Genomic DNA, 17,331 nt, shown 5'->3' on the forward strand with positions numbered 1-17,331 from the left:
TCAGCCGGCCTCGGCCGCGTCCGCCTCCGGATCGAACGCCCACGTGCGGGCGAGCTTCCGCAGGCGGACGCCGCGCACCTGCCACATGGCCCACAGCGGCAGCCAGAGCAGGGGAGCGGTCGGACCGCCGATCGTGAGCCGCTCGCGCCACAGCGTCCGGCCATCCGCCGTCGCCGAGACCGCCATCTGGTGGTCCCAGACGTCGAGGGAGCCGAGGGGACCGGTGAGCGGCATCCCCACGTCGCGGAGGATGCGGACGGCGCCGCCCTCCTTCTCGCGGTCGACGGTCGCGATGAGCTGAGAGCCGAGCGGGATGGCCCCCGTGTCGAGCTGGACGGCCGCGTCCGACCCCGACTCCCACTGGAGCGGCATCGGATCGGCCCCGAGCGGCCGCATGCGCACGATCGGGCCGTAGAGCTCCGCGAGCACGGCGGGCGAGTGCAGCGCACGCCAGGCGGCGTCGGCGTCGCAGTCGAGGACGAGCTTCTGCAGGATCCGCATGCTCCAGTGTCGCACCGGCGGCGCCGCGGCGGCGGAGGCTAGACGAGTCCGAGTTCGCGGGCGCGCACGCCGGCCTGGAAGCGCGACTCCGCGCCGAGCGCCTCCATGAGCTCGGCCACGCGACGGCGGTAGGTGCGCACGCTGAGCCCGAGGGCGCGCGCGGCCGACTCGTCCTTCACACCCTGGCTGAGCAGGTCGAGCACCTGCGGGGCGAGCTCGCGGATCTCGGCGCTCGCCGCATCGTGCACATCGAGGTCGGTCGAAGCGCGCCACGCGGCCTCGAACAGCGACGTGACCCCCTGCACCGCGTCGCGCTGCGTGAGGATGCTGTAGCTGCGCACCCCGGCGCGCCGGTCTCCCGCGAGGATGGCCACGCGCCGGTCGAGGATGATCGTCTCGTTCACCTCGTCGGATGTCACGCGGATCGACACGGCGGGGTGGTGCCGGATCGCGGCCATCCGCTGCGCCCAGCCCGGGTCGAGGAGGGCGCCGCTGCGGAAGACCTTCCGCACCGTCGCATCGCGAGCCGGCTCGGGCATCGCGGCCGGGCCATCCGCCTCCCAGCGCCAGCTCGCGAGCTCGTTGGCGGCGCACGTGATCTCGCGCGCGCTCGCGAACAGGTGGGCGGTCCGGCGCATCACCTCGGCCTCGCCGCGCACGACGGTCACGCTCTCGTCGGTCCGGGTCATGGTCGGCATGCCCTCCATGCTCGTCAGCGGCCGCCTGCCGCGGCCCCTCGTGGCAACAACCTGCCACGGGAGCGGATTCCCGTCGCGGCCGTCGCACGCTGAGGGCATGACCGAACCGAATGACACCCTCGCCCCCTCCGGAGCGCTCTCCGGCACCTGGCAGCTCGGCGACCGCACGGTCAACCGCCTCGGGTTCGGCGCGATGCGCCTGACCGGCATGCCATGGGATCCGAAGCCGCGCGACCGCTCAGACGCCATCGCGGTGCTGCGCCGCGCCGTCGACCTCGGCGTGAACCACATCGACACGGCGGCCTTCTACTTCTTCGCGACGCGATCTGCCAACGAGCTGATCGCGACGGCGCTCCAGCCCTACGGCGACGAGCTCGTCCTCGCGACGAAGGTCGGAGCCTCCCGCAGCCGCGAGGGCGAGTTCGAGCCCTACGCGCGACCCGAGCAGCTCCGCGCGCAGGTCGAGGAGAACATCCGCCAGCTGGGCGTCGAGCAGCTCGACCTCGTCAACCTGCGCTGGGGCGCCGGCCTGGGGAAGGAGGAGGGGTCCCTCGCCGACCACCTCGGCGCCCTCGTCGAGCTGCAGGGCGCTGGCCTGCTCCGCAGCATCGGCGTCTCGAACGTCACGGCCGGGCAGCTGCGCGAGGCCCTGGAGGTCGCGCCGGTCGTCTGCGTGCAGAACCGCTACGGGGTCGCCGATCGGGCAGACGACGACGTGCTCGAGCTCGCGCGCGAGCGCGGCATCGCGTTCGTCCCGTTCTTCGCGATGGGGGCGGCGGTGCCGGGTGCGCTGCCGGGCGGCGGCCACGACGACACCGGCGCCGCCGAGGTCGCGGCGGTGGCGGAGGCGCACGGCGCGACCCCCGCGGAGATCCGGCTCGCCTGGACGCTCCACCGCGCGCCGAACGTCCTCGCGATCCCGGGCACGGGGGACCTCCGGCACCTCGAGGAGAACGTCGCGGCCGGCGCCATCCGCCTCGCCGACGACGAGCTCGCGCTCCTCGACGGCGTCACCTCCGGGCGCTGACGTCCGATCCGGCGTCCCTGGCCATCCGCAGCTCGGGGAGCGGCGTGCCGTCGGCCGCGTCCTCGACGCGCTCGACGCCGTCGAGCGCGAAGCCGTGCTTCTCGTAGAAGCGGATGGCCCGGGCGTTGCCCGCGAGCACCCACAGGTAGGCGGGGCGGTCGCCGATCGCCTCGCGGATCAGCGCGTCGGCGACGCCCGAGCCGTGGCGATCGGGGTCGAGGTAGAGCGCGTACAGCTCCCGCTCGGCGGGCGGCTCGGGATCGCGGGCCGGGCCCGACGACGCGAACCCGAGCACGCGCGCCCCCTCGAGCGCGATCCACGTCGGATTGCGGTTCTGCCGGAGGATGCGCTCCCACCGCCGAGCCCGTGCGGGCACCGACAGACGCGAGAGCGTCTCGGCCGGCAGGAGGTGGGCGTAGGCGATGCGCCAGGTGCGGATGTGCACCTCCGCGAGCCCTCGGGCGTCGTCGGGTCGCGCTCGCCGGATCTCGATCGTCGTCTCCACCTCAGCACGATGCCGCATCCGGCGGCGCCCGCGCCAGGGGCTTGCGCCGAGCACTCGGGACGGTCGGGGAGAATCGAGGGATGGCCTCCGCGTTCGATCAGTCCTCGTATCAGGTGCGCTTCGACTGGGGAGTCGACGGGCTGCGGCGCCTCGCGCCCGCCGACGTCGTGATCGTGGTCGACGTCATCCGCTTCACCTCGAACGTCGCCGCCGCGGTCGCTCGCGGCGAGCAGGTCGCGCTGGCCGACGCGCACGCCGTCTCGATCAACGGCGCCGCGGTCGCGCAGGCCGCCGCGGGGCTGGAACACGCACCGGTCGTGCTCGCCGGGGCGCTGCGCAACGCGGCGGCCGTCGCCCGCGCCGTGCTCGCCGAGCAGGAGCGCCGCGGCGCTCGAACGAGCATCGCCGTCATCGCGGCGGGCGAGAGGGATGGCGCCGGGCTGCGGTTCGCGGTCGAGGACCAGCTCGGCGCGGGCGCCGTGATCGCCGCACTGTCGGACCTCGGCATCGACCACTCCTCGCCCGAGGCCGTGGTGCCGGCCGAGTCGTTCCGGGCGCTCCGTCGCGCGGTGAAGCACCTGCTGACGGCAAGCGGCTCGGGCCGGGAGCTCGAGGGCGACCCACGGCACGCCGACGTGAAGCCCGCCGCCGCGATCGACGACCTCGACGTCGTGCCCGTGCTGCGGGACGGGGTGTTCGCGGCCCTGGGCTGAGGGGGGCGGCCGTGTTCGGGTCGCAGTTTCGGCCGCTATTCGGCCGTTTGGGGACGGTTCTTGCGACCTGGACGGGGTGGGTGGGGGTCGACGGGGCTCGGCTGAGGGCTGGCCCTGTTCAGGTCGCGGTTTCGGCCGCTATTCGGGCGTTTGGGGACGGTTACTGCGACCTGGACGGGGTGGCGGGGCCGGGCCCTGTTCAGGTCGCAGTTTCGGCCGCTATTCGGCCCGCTGGGGACGGTAATTGCGACCTAGACGGGGAGGGTGGGGGCCGACGGCTCGGCTGAGAGGTCGGCCCTGTTCAGGTCGCAGTTTCGGCCGCTATTCGGCCGTTTTGGGGACGGTTACTGCGACCTGGGCGGGGTGGGTGGGGGCGGATGGCCGCAACGGGCCAGTTTCGGCCGCAACGGGCCGGTCGGCCGCTATTGGGCCGAATCGGCCGAACCCGTCCGACCCGCCTACGCCACAGGCGTCGCTGTGCTGCGTGCGCCTCGGTACGTGAGGGCGCGGAGCGCCCACTCCGCGGGTCCGCGGCGCCCCGCCCGGTCGAGCGCGACCGCGAAGGCGACCGAGACCAGCCACACCGCGATGGCGATGAGCGTCGCCTGCCACTGCGTGACGACGGCGCCGAGCCCGAGCCCCCAGGCCGAGAGCAGCGGCGTGAGCAGCACCGACTGGAGCAGGTAGCACGAGAGCGACCGCTTGCCGACGGCGGTGAGTGCGCGGACGACGCCGCGGCGTGCGCCGTCGGCTGACACGCGCGACGCGAGGAGCGCGAACACGGCCGCGTAGCCGAGCGCGGCGAACAGCCCCGTCGCGGAGTGGAGCTCGCTCGCGGTCCAGCTCGGCACATCCCACGCGCCGAAGTGGATGAGGACCGAGGGGATGGCCCCGAGCCATCCGATCGCGATGCCGACGAGGGCGGTCCGCACGAGGAGTGCGCGGTGCCGAGCGGGTTCCTCGAGGATGCGCCGGCGTGCGCAGACGATCGCGAGGAGCACCGCGATCGGCACGACGAGCCCGATGACGCCCTGGCCGAACACGAGCGGCAGCCAGAAGAGCAGGCGGGGCCCGATCGAGGCGGGGTAGGGCTCGACGGCGGCGAGCTGCGGCAGCGCGACCTCGGTCATGGCCACGTACTCGGCCGGGATGGTCAGCCCGCCGACGACCATGAGCCCCGCGAGGACGACGAGCACCGACAGGAGGACAACGCACCAGACGAGGAGCGTCCGGTCACGGCGGCGCAGGAAGAGCCACACGACGAGCAGCCCGATGAGGCCGTATGCGCCGAGCACGTCGCCGTACCAGAGCAGTGCGGCGTGCACGGCGCCGAAGACGATCATCCACGCGTGGCGGATCTGCAGCAGTCGTCGGGCGGCCTTCTCATCGCGGCCGAGCGCCTGCTGGCGTGTGTAGAGCTGCCAGATGCCGTACCCGAAGAGGAATGCGAAGAGCGGGTAGCTGCGCCCGTCGACCGCGATGATCGCGATCGCCTGCCACACCGCGTCGAGCCCGGTGGCGCCCGTGCGGTGCGCGCTCGTCGACGCGGTCTCGGCGCCGTACAGCGACCACGGCGCGTTCGCGACGGCGATGAGCAGCAGCATGAGGCCGCGCGCGAGGTCGGGCGCGACGGCGCGCGCGGTCGTGCGGGTGTCCTGGATCGTCATGAGCGCCCCCTCGTCTCCGCCTCCCCGGGGCGAGCCTACGGATGGCGCGGGCGCGGCGGCATCCCCCGCACGGGTGAGATGCGGTGGGGCTCAGATGCGGCCGCGCCGGGCGCGTGCGGCGAAGGCGTCGAGAGCGTCGAGGACGTCGGGTGCCTGCCAGATCCGGTAGCGGGCCTTGCCCGAGACCTTCGTGAGGATCCTGGCGTCGGCGAGGCGTGAGATCGCGGAGGCCGCTGCGACGTCGCTGATCCTCAGGATGGTCGCGAGAACGCGGGTCGTGAGGACGGGCTGGGTGAGCAGCGCGTCCAGCGCACGATGGACCGAGGGGCCGATCGTAACCGAAGGCTGTCGCCTTAGCCTTTTGTCAGAGCGCGGGACGTCCGCGCACGACGCGGCCCCGGCCATCCGACCGGGGCCGCGTCGCAGCGGATGAGCGGGACTTATCGCCCGGCGCGCACCTCGTCGGTGCGGATCACGCGCGAGATGGGCGACGGGCCCTGGCCGTCCTCGGGGAGCTCCGGCAGCTTCGAGAAGTCGGGCTCGTCGTGGTCGTCGGTCATCGTCTCCTCGTCGAACGGCCGCTCGCCGCGGAGCACCTGGCGCGCCTGGTCGCGGTCGAACTCGCGCGTCCACGTCGCGATGACGATCGAGGCGACGGCGTTGCCCGTGAAGTTCGTGAGCGCGCGGGCCTCCGACATGAAGCGGTCGATGCCGGTGATGATGCCGACGCCGTCGACGAGGTCGGGACGGTAGGTCTGCAGGCCGCCCGCGAGGGTGGCGAGGCCCGCGCCGGTGACGCCCGCGGCGCCCTTCGACGCGATGATCATGAAGACAAGCAGCCCGATCTGCTCCGAGATCGACAGCGGCGTGCCCATCGCGGTGGCGATGAACAGCGACGCCATCGTGAGGTAGATCGCGGTGCCGTCGAGGTTGAACGAGTAGCCGGTGGGCACCGTGATGCCCGCGACGGGCTTCGAGACGCCGAGGTGCTCCATCTTGGCGATGAGGCGGGGCAGGGCCGACTCCGACGACGACGTGCTCACGATGAGGAGGTACTCGCGGGCGAGGTACTTCATCACGGAGAAGATGTTGATGCGCGCGGTGAACCACAGCACGGCGGCGAGCACGACGCCGATGAAGAGGATGCACGTCACGTAGAAGCCGATCATCAGCGTCCCGAGCGCGAGCACGGCGCCCCATCCGGTCGAGCCGACGACGCCGGCGATCGCGCCGAAGGCGCCGATCGGGGCGACCCAGAGGATCATGGTCAGCACGCGGAAGACGACGGCCTGCACGAGGCGGATGCCCTCGAGGATGCGCTCGCCCTTGGCGCCGAGGCGCTGGATGGCGAAGCCGACGAGCAGCGAGACGAAGAGCACCTGCAGGACCGACTCGCCCGTGAGCGGCGAGAAGAGCGTCGCGGGGATGATGCCCATGAGGAAGTCGGTCGTCGACTCGGCCTCACCCTCGACCTCGTAGCCCGGGTTGCTGAGCTGGAGTCCCTCGCCGGGGTGGATGAGGTTGCCGACCACGAGGCCGATGAACAGCGCGAAGGTCGACATCACGAGGAAGTAGCCGAGCGCGAGCCCGCCGACCTTGCCGACGGTCGCGGCCTTCGCGATGGAGCCGATGCCGAGCACGATCGTGCAGAAGATCACCGGCGCGATCATCATCTTGATGAGGCCGACGAAGGCCTTGCCGATCCAGGCGAGCGATGCGCCGAAGTCGGGCCAGATGAGTCCGACCGCGATGCCCGCGACCACGGCGATGATGACCGCGATGTAGAGCCAGTGCTGCTTGTCGATGCCGCGCCTGCGCTGCGCGGCCTGTGGCGTCGTCGCCATGGTGCGTCCTCTCCTTCGGGGCACCGGAGCCTCGGGTTCGCGGTCCGGCGTGCGGGGTTCATCCTGTTCCGGCGCGGATGGCCCGGACGACTTGCGTGCATAGTGTTCGCGTCGAGAGGCGGAGGGCGAGGGCCCGCGGCCGACACAATGGGGGGATGGCACGACGAGGCGCCGGGATCGGCGCGCGCGGACGACGGCGCAGCGTGGCGGCGTGGGTGCTCGGCGTGCAGACGGCCGTGCTGCTCGCCGGCGGGGCGATCGTGTTCGGCGTGCTCGCGTGGGACGCGCAGACCGCGGCGCACGCGGACGCCGAGGAGCGCTCGACGAGCCTCGTGCTCACCCTCGCGAGCGAGCCGACGGTGATCGAGGTCGTCTCCGCCGCTCACGGGCGCATCGGCGCCGACCCGGAGGGCGCCGTCGCGACGGCGTCGGCCGAGCTGCAGCCGTACGTCGAGCGGATCATCGCCGCGACGGGCGTCTCGTACGTGACGATCATGGACACCGACCGCACCCGCTACACGCACGCCGACCCCGCGCGGATCGGCGGCGCGTTCATCGGCACGATCGCGCCCGCCCTCGAGGGGGAGACGTTCACCGAGGTGTACTCCGGCACGCTCGGGCCCTCGGTGCGCGCGGTCGCTCCCGTCGCGGACGACGGCGAGATCGTCGGCCTCGTCTCGGCCGGCGTGACGCTCGAGAACGTGACCGGGTCCATCCTGCTGCGTCTGCAGATCGTCGGCCTCGCCACGCTCGCGGTCGTGGGGCTGGGAGCGCTCGCGACCATCCTGCTGTTCCGCCGCCTCTACCGCGTGACCGACGGCCGCGATCCCGACGAGCTCGCGCGGCTCTTCGCCGCTCACGAGGCGGTGCTCCACTCGCTCGAGGAGGGCCTGCTGCTCGTCGAGCGCCCGCGATCGGATGGCGCGGCGCGCGTCGTGCTCGCGAACGACCAGGCGGGCGTGCTGCTCGGGATCGCGGAGGAGCCGCCGTTCGCGGTCGACGATCCGACCCTCCCGGCCGAGGTGCGCGACGTGCTCACCGGGCGAGAAGGCGGAGCGGTCGTGCGGGTGGGTGCGCGCGAGCTCGTCGTCGACCGGTCGGAGATCGAGCTCGGCGGCCGTCGCGCGGAGATCCTCGCGCTCCGCGATCGCACGGAGCTGCGGCGGATGGCCGGCGAGCTGTCGTCGGTGAAGACGATCTCCGATGCGCTGCGCGCGCAGGCGCACGAGTTCGACAACCGCCTGCACGCGATCGCGTCGCTCATCGAGCTCGGGCGCCCCGACGAGGCGCTCGCGTTCGCGGCGTCGGAGCGCGACCTCGGGCAGAGGCTGGCCGACCGCGTGCTGCACGCCGTGGATGAGCCGGTCATCGCGGCGCTCGTGCTCGGCAAGGTCGCGCAGGCGCATGAGCGGGCCGTGGAGATGCACTTCGAGACCCATCTCGCCCCAGGAACGCATGGCCTCCCGCCGGCCGACGTCGTGACCATCCTCGGCAACCTCATCGACAACGCGATCGAGGCGTCGGCGAGGCGGGCGGCGCGCACGGGCGTCCGCGATGCGTGGGTGGAGGTGTATCTCGGCGAGACGGAGGACGATGCGCTCGTGTTCCAGGTGACCGACAGCGGAGACGGCGTCGCGGCGGTCGACCGCGAGCGCATCTTCGAGCGCGGGTTCTCGACGAAGGCCGATGACGCGCAGGGCCACGGCTACGGTCTCGCGCTCGCGCGTCAGGCCGCGCGCGGGCTGGGCGGCGACATCGAGGTCGCCGAGGCTCCGGGCGGGGGAGCCGTCTTCACGGCGACGCTGCCGCGACCGGATGGGGCGGGAGCCGGCCTCGCGGGGGAGCGGTCATGACGCCGATCCGCGTCCTCGTCGTGGAGGACGACCCCCGCGCGGCGCAGGCGCACGGCGCGTACCTGGCCCGCCTCGACGGGTTCGCGCTCGTCGGGACCGCGCACACCGCGGCATCCGCGCGCCGGGCCATCCGCGATGCATACGCGACCGACGATCGCATCCATCTCGTGCTGCTCGACCTCAACCTGCCGGATGGCCACGGGCTCGAGCTGTGCCGAGAGCTGCGGGCGGCGGGGATCGCGATCGACGTCATCGCCGTCACGGCCGTGCGCGAGCTGGGCGCGGTGCGGCAGGCGGTCGCCGTCGGCGTCGTGCAGTACCTCATCAAGCCGTTCACGTTCGACGTGTTCGCGGCGAAGCTGCGGGCGTACCGCGAGTACTTCGAGCGGATGCGGTCGCCCGTGTCGGCGCTCAGCCAGCGCGAGGTGGACACGGCGTTCGCGGCGCTGCGGACGACGAACCTGCCCGGGCTGCCGAAGGGCCTCTCTCAGGAGACGCTCGACGCGGTCACGGAGCTCATCGCGGCCGAGGGGCTCTCGGCATCCGAGGTGGCCGACGTGCTCGGACTGTCGCGGGTGACGGCGCGCCGGTACCTGGAGTTCCTCGCCGACGGGGGCGTCGTGGCGCGCTCGCCGCGTCACGGCGGCCGAGGGCGCCCCGAGCTGGAGTACCGGCGCGTCGAGTGAACGCCGCCTGGGGTCTTACCGCGGCGTCATCGCGGCGACGCGGTCAGCGCGCGTGATCTCGCGGCGTTCCCACGTGAAGAGGAAGCGCCGGTCGAACGTCGGCGCGCACTTCACGCACGACGACGCCCGCGCCGGACGCCGATGACGGTACACCGTGTGGCCGCCCGGGCACGTGCCGACCCAGGGCGCGAGTTCGGTCGCCGTCTCGCCGTCGTGCGTCGTGCCGCCGACGTAACCGAGGTCGCGGGCGATGCGCTTCCAGGCCTTGCCGTGCCCTGCGGCGCGCCCCGCGAGGGCGTGCGCGACCTCGTGCAGCAGGGTCTGGTGGTTCGTGTCGTCGTCGTACCGTGCGGCGAGGTAGCGCGAGACGGTGATCCGCTTGCGTGAGAAGTCGCACTGGCCGGCCCGGCGCTTGGCGTTGTCGAAGGCGAAGCTCCAGCTCTCGTCGAGGTGCTGGGCGATGAGGGCTTCGGCCCATCGGGTGACGCGCTGCAGATCCGACACGCTTCGAGGCTAAGCGCCCCCGCCGACAACGCGGCCCAGCGCCGGCCGCCGGGCGGGCGTGTGTCGCGTGCGGCCGGTGGGCGAGGGCGGGGCGGAGGTGCGGAGGCGTGGGGCGTGGGGGTGGAGGCGTGGGGTGTGGGGCGCGGGGGCGCGGGCTTGTGGGGTGGGCGTGGGCTTCCATGTCTCACTCGGCGCGGCCATCCGCCGGTCTTTCTGGTTCGTGGTGAGACACGCGCGGTTCGCCGGGCTCACCTGCCTCGGAACCAGGCACGTCGTGTCTCACTTGGTGCGGGTATCCCGCGGCTTATCTCGACGGAGGTGAGACATGTGTCGTCGGCAGGGCCACCGTGTCTCGGTCAGTGCGGGTATCGGCCCGTCTTTCCCGCCGGAAGTGAGACACGCAAAGCCCACACCCCCCCCGTGTCTCGCCCGCCGCGGCTATCCGCCCGTCTTTCCCGCCGAAAGTGAGACACGCAAAGCCCCCCACGCCCCCGTGTCTCACGCCCCGCCGCCATCCGCCCGTCTTTCCCGCCGAGAGCGAGACATGCATAGACTGGGACGCATGGGGACTCTGTGCAGCGCGCTGACGGCGTGCGTCTACGTCCGCGACCGCCGCGCCTGACGGCGCGTTCGCAGGTCGACCTTCTCCGCGCCGTCGTTCCGGATGCCATCGCGCCCGGACGCGCGTCCTCGCTCACGCCCGACGTGCCCGGGCGCTCCGAATCCTTCCCTGGAGCGCTCGCATGCGACCCCGATCCATCCATGGCGGACGCCATGAACTCGGACAGAACTTCCTCATCCACCAGCCCACCATCGACCGGCTCGTCGCGCTCGTCGCCGACACCACCGGCTCGGTGCTCGAGATCGGCGCGGGAGACGGCGCCCTCACCCGCCGCCTCGCGACGCTGCCGCGCGACCTCACGGCGCTCGAGATCGACGAGACGCGGGTGCGCGGGCTCCGCCGCCGCCTGCCGGGCGTGCGGATCGTCCGCGCCGACGCGCTCGGCCATCCGCTCGACGCCGACGTCGTCGTGGGCAACCTGCCGTTCCACCTGACGACGCCCCTGCTGCGTCACCTCCTCGCCGCGCGGCGCTGGACCGACGCCGTGCTCCTCACCCAGTGGGAGGTCGCGCGCAAGCGGGCGGGCGTCGGCGGCGCGACCCTCATGACGGCGCAGGCCGCGCCGTGGTTCGCCTTCGCGCTGCACGGGCGCGTCCCGGCGCGGGGCTTCCGCCCGGTGCCCGGCGTCGACGGCGGCATCCTGACGATCTCGCGCCGGCCGACCCCGCTCGTCCCGACCCGGGAGCGGCGCGGCTACGAGCGCTTCGTGCGCTCCGCCTTCACCGGCCAGGGGCGGGGGATGGCCGAGATCCTGCGCCGCGCGACGGGTGCGGATGGCCGCAGCGCGCGCCGTGCGCTCGCGGCGTGCGGCATCGACGTGGCGCGTCTCCCGCGCGATCTCCAGCCCGAGGACTGGGCGGCGCTGTGGCGGGAGGTGTCGCGGCGGTAGCCGTCAGCTCGCGACGGCGGAGCGGGGGCGACGGCGCTCGGCGGCCTCGATCGCCGACATCGTCGCCTCGAGCTGCTGCTCGGGGGCGCCCATCTCCTGGCGCAGGAAGAGCACGCGCTTGAAGTCCTGGCGGGCGCCCTCGAAGTCGCCAGCGTCGAAGCGCGTCTTGCCGCGGTGCTGGAGCGCGAAGGCGGCGATGCCCGCCCACTCCTGACCCTCGGCCTCCTCGATGCAGGTCGACAGCTCGTACTCGGCGGCCGCGTACGCGCCGCGGAACTGCTGCACCGTCGCGTGCAGCACACGGGCGCGCAGGAGGTCTTTGCGGGTTCCGGCCATCCGCGCGACGCGGACGGCCTGCTCCGAGATCGAGAGGGCCTCGTCGAGCTCGCCGAGCACCTTCAGCAGCCACACCCGCTCGAGCAGAGCGGGGAGGCTCCGCTGGGGGCCGATCTCCGCGAGGCGCTCGCGGCACTCGGCGGGGTCGACGACCTCACGAAGGGTCTCCGGATCGTATCCGTGGATGTAGCTCAATTCCCACTCCCTTCCGCGCAGTCGCCTGTCCAGTGTGCAACGCGTCCGCGCATCCGCCGGGCAGGCACACCGGGCCGGGTCGGATCGATCGCGGATCGGAAGAAAGCCGTCGGCGTCAGCGCTCGAAGAGCGACGCGGACGGCTTGGGCGAGGCCGTCGCATCCGCGTCGGTCGCGGGGATGGCGCCGCGCACGAACTCGTCGATCTCGCGGCCCTCGGCGACCTTCGCGGGGTGCGGCCCGGCCGCCATGAGGCGCGGCAGCCACTCGGTCGGGAGGGGTGCGGCCGACGCCGCGACGACGAGGTTGCCGAAGCGCCGGCCCTTGAGCACCTGCACCTCGGCGAGCACGACGACGTGCGGCAGCACATCGCGGATGGTCGCCACCTGCCTCCGCGCGAACGCGAGACCCGCGCCATCCGCGACGTTGACGAGCAGCACGCCGTGCGGCGCGAGGAGGGCGGCGGCCGCGCGGTAGAACTCGACCGTCGTGAGGTGCGCGGGCGTCTGCGCGCCCGAGTACACGTCGGAGACGAGCAGGTCGACCTGCCCCGTCAGGGCGGAGGGGAGTCGTCCGAGGCCCTCGCGCGCATCGCCGATCCGGATGCGGATGGCCGCGCCGCGGGGGAGCGGGAGCTGCGCGCGGACGAGGTCGACGAGCGCCTGCTCGAGCTCGACGACCTGCTGCCGCGACCCCGGCCGCGTCGCGTCGATGTACCGCGGGATCGTGAGGCCCCCGCCGCCGAGGTGCACGGCCGTGAGCGGGCCGGGCGGCAGCTGGTCGATGACCGCGCCCATCCGCGCGACGTACTCGAAGTGAAGGTGCGTCGGGTCGTCGAGGTCGACGTGCGACTGCGGGGTGCCGTCGACGATCAGCTCCCAGCCCGAGCCGAACTCGCTCGGCGCGATCTGCGCGATCGACCCGTCCGACAGACGTGCCTGCGGCTCGTCGCGCTCGTCTCTCCGCTGGCGTCCCATGCGTCCATCCTCTCGCGGGGCGGTGCGTCTCGTGCTGCAGTGGCTCTCGCGGGGTCAAGGGCGATGCGCGTCGGCGAGCCAGCGCAGGTACCGGTGCCACGGATCGCCGTCGGCGAGCGAGGCGATGTGCGCGAGCAGCTCGGGCGCGGCCGTGAACCACTCGCCGCCCTCGCGCAGATGCGCGAACTGCGCGTGGCGGGCCTGCTCGACCGGCCTCCCGCCCTGCTCGAACGCGAGCAGCTCCTCGTGGCGGATGGCCCGGAGCCGGCGGCGGGGATCGGCCGACGTGCCGATCTTCACGCGCTCGGCGTAGCGGAGGTAGTAGACGACCTCGATGCGCGGCGGGGCGAGGTCCGCGTCGGGAACGTCGCCGACGATCCATCCGCACCGTGCGCACCGCGGCCATCCGCCGACGCGCTCGCGCTCGCGCTCTCCGCAGAAGGCGCACGGGTCGGCCAGTGTCGTCACCCGCCGAGGCTACGCCGGGGCTCCGACACCGGCGCCCTCACCGGCTCCCGAGCTGGCCCGCGGCGCCGCCGGGCGCGCATTTATACCGGACAGTCCGAGCGAGGTCAAGGACTCCGCTTGCCACGGCGCGTCAGAGGGTCTATGCTTGAGATTTGCGCTCTTATGGGTCATCCATGCCTTCATATGGTGGTCGGCTGGCTCCCGTGATCCCCGCAGATAGCGGCGTGCGAATCACAGGATAGACCCGAAGCGCACCTCACCTGTCGACAAGGAATCTAGCGGCCCCGCACGCGGGGCTCATGGAGGTTTTCCCCTTGGCTGCTGCGCGCAACGCATCCACCACCACCCCGAAGAACGGACGCGGAGCATCCCGCCTCTCGTTCGCCAAGATCTCCGACACGCTCACGGTCCCCGACCTGCTGGCACTGCAGACCGAGTCGTTCGACTGGCTCGTCGGCAACGAGGCCTGGAAGGCCCGCGTCGCCGAGGCGAAGGCCGCCGGACGCACCGACGTGCCCGAGCGGAGCGGTCTCGACGAGATCTTCGAGGAGATCTCGCCCATCGAGGACCTGAGCGAGACGATGCAGCTCTCGTTCACCAACCCCTACCTCGAGCCCGAGAAGTACACGATCGAGGAGTGCAAGGACCGCGGCAAGACCTACGCGGCCCCGCTCTACGTCGAGGCCGAGTTCATGAACCACCAGACCGGTGAGATCAAGACTCAGACGGTCTTCATGGGCGACTTCCCGCTGCAGACCGACAAGGGCACGTTCATCATCAACGGCACCGAGCGTGTCGTGGTGTCGCAGCTCGTCCGCTCGCCCGGCGTCTACTTCGACAAGACCCCCGACAAGACGTCCGACAAGGACATCGTGTCGGCGCGCGTCATCCCCAGCCGCGGCGCCTGGCTCGAGTTCGAGATCGACAAGCGCGACCAGGTCGGCGTCCGCATCGACCGCAAGCGCAAGCAGTCGGTCACGGTGTTCCTCAAGGCCCTCGGCCTCTCGAGCGACGACATCCTCGCCGAGTTCGCCGGCATCTCCTCGATCGAGGAGACCCTCGCGAAGGACACGATCCTCACGCAGGAGGAGGCGCTCCGCGACATCTACCGCAAGCTGCGTCCGGGCGAGCAGGTCGCCGCCGAGGCCGCGCGCTCGCTGCTCGACAACTTCTACTTCAACCCGAAGCGCTACGACCTCGCCAAGGTCGGCCGCTACAAGCTGAACCAGAAGCTCGGCCTCGACAAGCCGCTCACCGACTCGGTGCTCACGGTCGAGGACATCGTCGCGACGATCAAGTACCTCGTCCGCCTGCACCGCGGCGACGAGACCTTCGAGGGCGTCCGCAAGGGCGGCGAGGTCGTCGACCTGCGCATCGAGGTCGACGACATCGACAACTTCGGCAACCGTCGCATCCGCGCGGTGGGCGAGCTCATCCAGAACCAGGTCCGCACCGGTCTGTCGCGCATGGAGCGCGTCGTCCGCGAGCGGATGACCACGCAGGACATCGAGGCGATCACGCCGCAGACCCTGATCAACGTGCGCCCCGTCGTCGCCGCGATCAAGGAGTTCTTCGGAACGTCGCAGCTGTCGCAGTTCATGGACCAGAACAACCCGCTCGCGGGTCTGACCCACAAGCGCCGCCTGTCGGCGCTGGGCCCCGGCGGTCTCTCGCGCGACCGCGCGGGCGTCGAGGTCCGTGACGTCCACCCGTCTCACTACGGCCGCATGTGCCCGATCGAGACGCCGGAAGGCCCGAACATCGGCCTCATCGGCTCGCTCGCGTCGTTCGCGCGCATCAACGCGTTCGGCTTCATCGAGACGCCGTACCGCCGCGTCGTCGACGGCCGCGTGACGAACGAGATCGACTACCTCACCGCCGCCGAGGAGACGCGCTTCAACGTCGCCCAGGCCAACGCGGTCCTCAACGAGGACGGCACGTTCGCCGACGAGCGCGTGCTCGCGCGTCAGCGCGGCAACGAGGTCGACCTCGTGCCCGCCGACGAGGTGTCGTACATGGACGTCTCGCCGCGCCAGATGGTGTCGGTCGGAACGTCGCTCATCCCGTTCCTCGAGCACGACGACGCGAACCGCGCGCTCATGGGCGCCAACATGCAGCGTCAGGCCGTTCCGCTCCTCGTCGCCGAGTCGCCGCTGGTCGGCACCGGCATGGAGGGCTACGCGGCCATCGACGCGGGCGACTCGATCATCGCCGACAAGGCGGGCGTCGTCACCGACGTCACGAGCGACTACGTCTCGGTGCAGCTCGACGAGGGCGGCCGCCGCGACTACTTCCTTCGCAAGTTCGACCGCTCGAACCAGGGCAACTGCTACAACCAGCGTGCGATCGTGACCGCGGGCGAGCGCGTCGAGGTCGGCGAGGTCATCGCGGATGGCCCGGCGACGGAGAACGGCGAGCTCGCGCTCGGCAAGAACCTGCTCGTCGGGTTCATGTCGTGGGAGGGCCACAACTTCGAGGACGCGATCATCCTCAGCCAGAACCTCGTGAAGGACGACACCCTCACCTCGATCCACATCGAGGAGTACGAGGTCGACGCCCGTGACACGAAGCTCGGCAAGGAGGAGATCACCCGCGACCTCCCCAACGTGAGCCCCGAGCTCCTGAAGGACCTCGACGAGCGCGGCATCATCCGCATCGGCGCCGAGGTCCGCCCCGGCGACATCCTCGTCGGCAAGGTCACGCCCAAGGGCGAGACCGAGCTCTCGGCCGAGGAGCGCCTGCTCCGCGCGATCTTCAACGAGAAGAGCCGCGAGGTCCGCGACACGTCGCTCAAGGTGCCGCACGGCGAGCAGGGCACGATCATCGCGGTCAAGGAGTTCAACGCCGAGGAGGGCGACGACGAGCTCGGCTCGGGCGTCAACCGCCGCGTCGTGGTCTACATCGCCCAGAAGCGCAAGATCACCGAGGGCGACAAGCTCGCCGGCCGTCACGGCAACAAGGGCGTCATCGCGAAGATCCTCCCCGTCGAGGACATGCCGTTCCTCGCGGACGGAACGCCGCTCGACGTCGTGCTGAACCCGATGGGCATCCCCGGCCGAATGAACTTCGGCCAGGTCCTCGAGACGCACCTCGGCTGGATCGCCAAGCAGGGCTGGAAGATCGAGGGCGAGCCCGAGTGGGCCGTGCACATCCCCGAGGACGCCCGCGAGGTCGCCCCCGGCACGAAGGTCGCGACCCCCGTGTTCGACGGCGCCTACGAGTCCGAGATCGCGGGTCTGCTCGACTCGACGCTCCCGACGCGCGACGGCGACCGCCTCATCGACCGCTCGGGCAAGGCGCAGCTCTTCGACGGCCGCACCGGCGAGCCCTACCCGGCTCCGATCTCGGTCGGCTACATGTACATCCTGAAGCTGCACCACCTCGTCGACGACAAGATCCACGCGCGCTCGACGGGCCCGTACTCGATGATCACCCAGCAGCCGCTCGGTGGTAAGGCGCAGTTCGGCGGTCAGCGCTTCGGCGAGATGGAGGTGTGGGCCCTCGAGGCCTACGGCGCTGCGTACGCGCTGCAGGAGCTCCTCACGGTCAAGTCCGACGACATCCTCGGCCGCGTCAAGGTGTACGAGGCCATCGTCAAGGGCGAGAACATCCCCGAGCCCGGCATCCCCGAGTCCTTCAAGGTGCTCATGAAGGAGATGCAGTCGCTCTGCCTGAACGTCGAGGTCCTCTCGTCCGACGGCACGGCGGTCAACCTCCGCGACACCGACGACGAGGCCTTCCGCGCTGCGGAGGAGCTCGGCATCAACATCTCCAGCCGATTCGAGTCCGCCTCGATCGACGAGATCTGATCCGGCCAGCCGATTTAGAGATTTCCGAATACAGGAGA

The 17,331-nt window shown here is 71.8% G+C and carries 16 protein-coding genes; 6 read left to right on the plus strand and 10 right to left on the minus strand.

Annotated features, from left to right (window positions below; all coding sequences use genetic code 11):
• Nucleotides 1-501 (minus strand): hypothetical protein, encoded by a 501-nt coding sequence (locus ACOWU6_RS02920; RefSeq protein ID WP_271174438.1) that lies wholly within the window; start codon nt 499-501, stop codon nt 1-3.
• 38 nt (nt 502-539) lie between these two features.
• Nucleotides 540-1,199 carry a DNA-binding response regulator gene (locus ACOWU6_RS02925; RefSeq protein ID WP_421074658.1) on the minus strand — a complete coding sequence of 220 codons (660 nt, stop codon included), beginning with the start codon at nt 1,197-1,199 and terminating at the stop codon, nt 540-542.
• A 97-nt stretch (nt 1,200-1,296) separates the two neighbouring features.
• Here ACOWU6_RS02925 and ACOWU6_RS02930 point away from each other — a divergent pair, with 97 nt between their 5' ends.
• Nucleotides 1,297-2,226 carry an oxidoreductase gene (locus ACOWU6_RS02930; protein ID WP_421074659.1) on the plus strand — a complete coding sequence of 310 codons (930 nt, stop codon included), beginning with the start codon at nt 1,297-1,299 and terminating at the stop codon, nt 2,224-2,226.
• On the opposite strand, the gene ACOWU6_RS02935 is transcribed toward ACOWU6_RS02930, so the two are convergent.
• Entirely contained in the window at nt 2,210-2,731 is a 522-nt protein-coding gene (locus tag ACOWU6_RS02935; RefSeq protein WP_421074660.1) for a GNAT family N-acetyltransferase, read from the minus strand. The two genes, ACOWU6_RS02930 and ACOWU6_RS02935, sit on opposite strands and share 17 nt — an antisense overlap.
• Nucleotides 2,732-2,811: 80 nt before the next feature.
• Between ACOWU6_RS02935 and ACOWU6_RS02940 the strand changes: the two genes are divergently transcribed.
• Complete coding sequence (locus ACOWU6_RS02940) at nt 2,812-3,444, plus strand: 2-phosphosulfolactate phosphatase (RefSeq protein WP_421074661.1); 633 nt, start codon at nt 2,812-2,814, stop codon at nt 3,442-3,444.
• A 458-nt stretch (nt 3,445-3,902) separates the two neighbouring features.
• Here ACOWU6_RS02940 and ACOWU6_RS02945 read toward each other — a convergent pair whose 3' ends face one another.
• The 3 genes from ACOWU6_RS02945 to ACOWU6_RS02955 form a co-directional block, all read right to left on the minus strand.
• Nucleotides 3,903-5,111, minus strand: coding sequence for a DUF418 domain-containing protein (locus tag ACOWU6_RS02945; RefSeq protein ID WP_421074662.1), 1,209 nt, complete (start codon nt 5,109-5,111; stop codon nt 3,903-3,905).
• Nucleotides 5,112-5,201: 90 nt separating this feature from the next.
• Nucleotides 5,202-5,516: a hypothetical protein gene (locus ACOWU6_RS02950; protein ID WP_421074663.1), complete on the minus strand. Its 315-nt coding sequence runs from the start codon at nt 5,514-5,516 to the stop codon at nt 5,202-5,204.
• 35 nt (nt 5,517-5,551) lie between these two features.
• Entirely contained in the window at nt 5,552-6,955 is a 1,404-nt protein-coding gene (locus ACOWU6_RS02955) for a cation:dicarboxylate symporter family transporter (RefSeq protein WP_282980209.1), read from the minus strand.
• Between the two features lie 155 nt (nt 6,956-7,110).
• Between ACOWU6_RS02955 and ACOWU6_RS02960 the strand changes: the two genes are divergently transcribed.
• Nucleotides 7,111-8,808, plus strand: a complete 1,698-nt coding sequence (locus tag ACOWU6_RS02960; RefSeq protein WP_421074664.1) for an ATP-binding protein — start codon at nt 7,111-7,113, stop codon at nt 8,806-8,808.
• Nucleotides 8,805-9,494 carry a response regulator gene (locus tag ACOWU6_RS02965; protein WP_421074665.1) on the plus strand — a complete coding sequence of 230 codons (690 nt, stop codon included), beginning with the start codon at nt 8,805-8,807 and terminating at the stop codon, nt 9,492-9,494. The genes ACOWU6_RS02960 and ACOWU6_RS02965 overlap by 4 nt, the downstream gene beginning before the upstream one ends.
• Nucleotides 9,495-9,509: 15 nt before the next feature.
• Here ACOWU6_RS02965 and ACOWU6_RS02970 read toward each other — a convergent pair whose 3' ends face one another.
• Nucleotides 9,510-9,998, minus strand: coding sequence for a SprT-like domain-containing protein (locus ACOWU6_RS02970; RefSeq protein WP_271174452.1), 489 nt, complete (start codon nt 9,996-9,998; stop codon nt 9,510-9,512).
• A gap of 743 nt (nt 9,999-10,741) precedes the next feature.
• Here ACOWU6_RS02970 and erm point away from each other — a divergent pair.
• Nucleotides 10,742-11,509 carry a 23S ribosomal RNA methyltransferase Erm gene (gene erm / locus ACOWU6_RS02975; protein ID WP_421074666.1) on the plus strand — a complete coding sequence of 256 codons (768 nt, stop codon included), beginning with the start codon at nt 10,742-10,744 and terminating at the stop codon, nt 11,507-11,509.
• Between the two features lie 3 nt (nt 11,510-11,512).
• Here the strand turns inward: erm and ACOWU6_RS02980 are convergent, their stop codons facing one another.
• From ACOWU6_RS02980 to ACOWU6_RS02990, 3 genes are all read right to left on the minus strand, one after another.
• Entirely contained in the window at nt 11,513-12,040 is a 528-nt protein-coding gene (locus ACOWU6_RS02980; protein ID WP_271174454.1) for a hypothetical protein, read from the minus strand.
• A gap of 115 nt (nt 12,041-12,155) precedes the next feature.
• Entirely contained in the window at nt 12,156-13,016 is an 861-nt protein-coding gene (locus tag ACOWU6_RS02985; protein WP_421074667.1) for a spermidine synthase, read from the minus strand.
• 54 nt (nt 13,017-13,070) lie between these two features.
• Nucleotides 13,071-13,484, minus strand: a complete 414-nt coding sequence (locus ACOWU6_RS02990; protein ID WP_421074668.1) for a GIY-YIG nuclease family protein — start codon at nt 13,482-13,484, stop codon at nt 13,071-13,073.
• A 314-nt stretch (nt 13,485-13,798) separates the two neighbouring features.
• On the opposite strand from ACOWU6_RS02990, the gene ACOWU6_RS02995 reads away from it, so the two are divergent.
• Nucleotides 13,799-17,293, plus strand: coding sequence for a DNA-directed RNA polymerase subunit beta (locus tag ACOWU6_RS02995; protein ID WP_324012344.1), 3,495 nt, complete (start codon nt 13,799-13,801; stop codon nt 17,291-17,293).
• Nucleotides 17,294-17,331 lie beyond the last annotated feature (38 nt).

Origin of the sequence: Microbacterium sp. SA156, assembly GCF_049065455.1 — a bacterium.
GTDB lineage: Bacteria > Actinomycetota > Actinomycetes > Actinomycetales > Microbacteriaceae > Microbacterium > Microbacterium barkeri.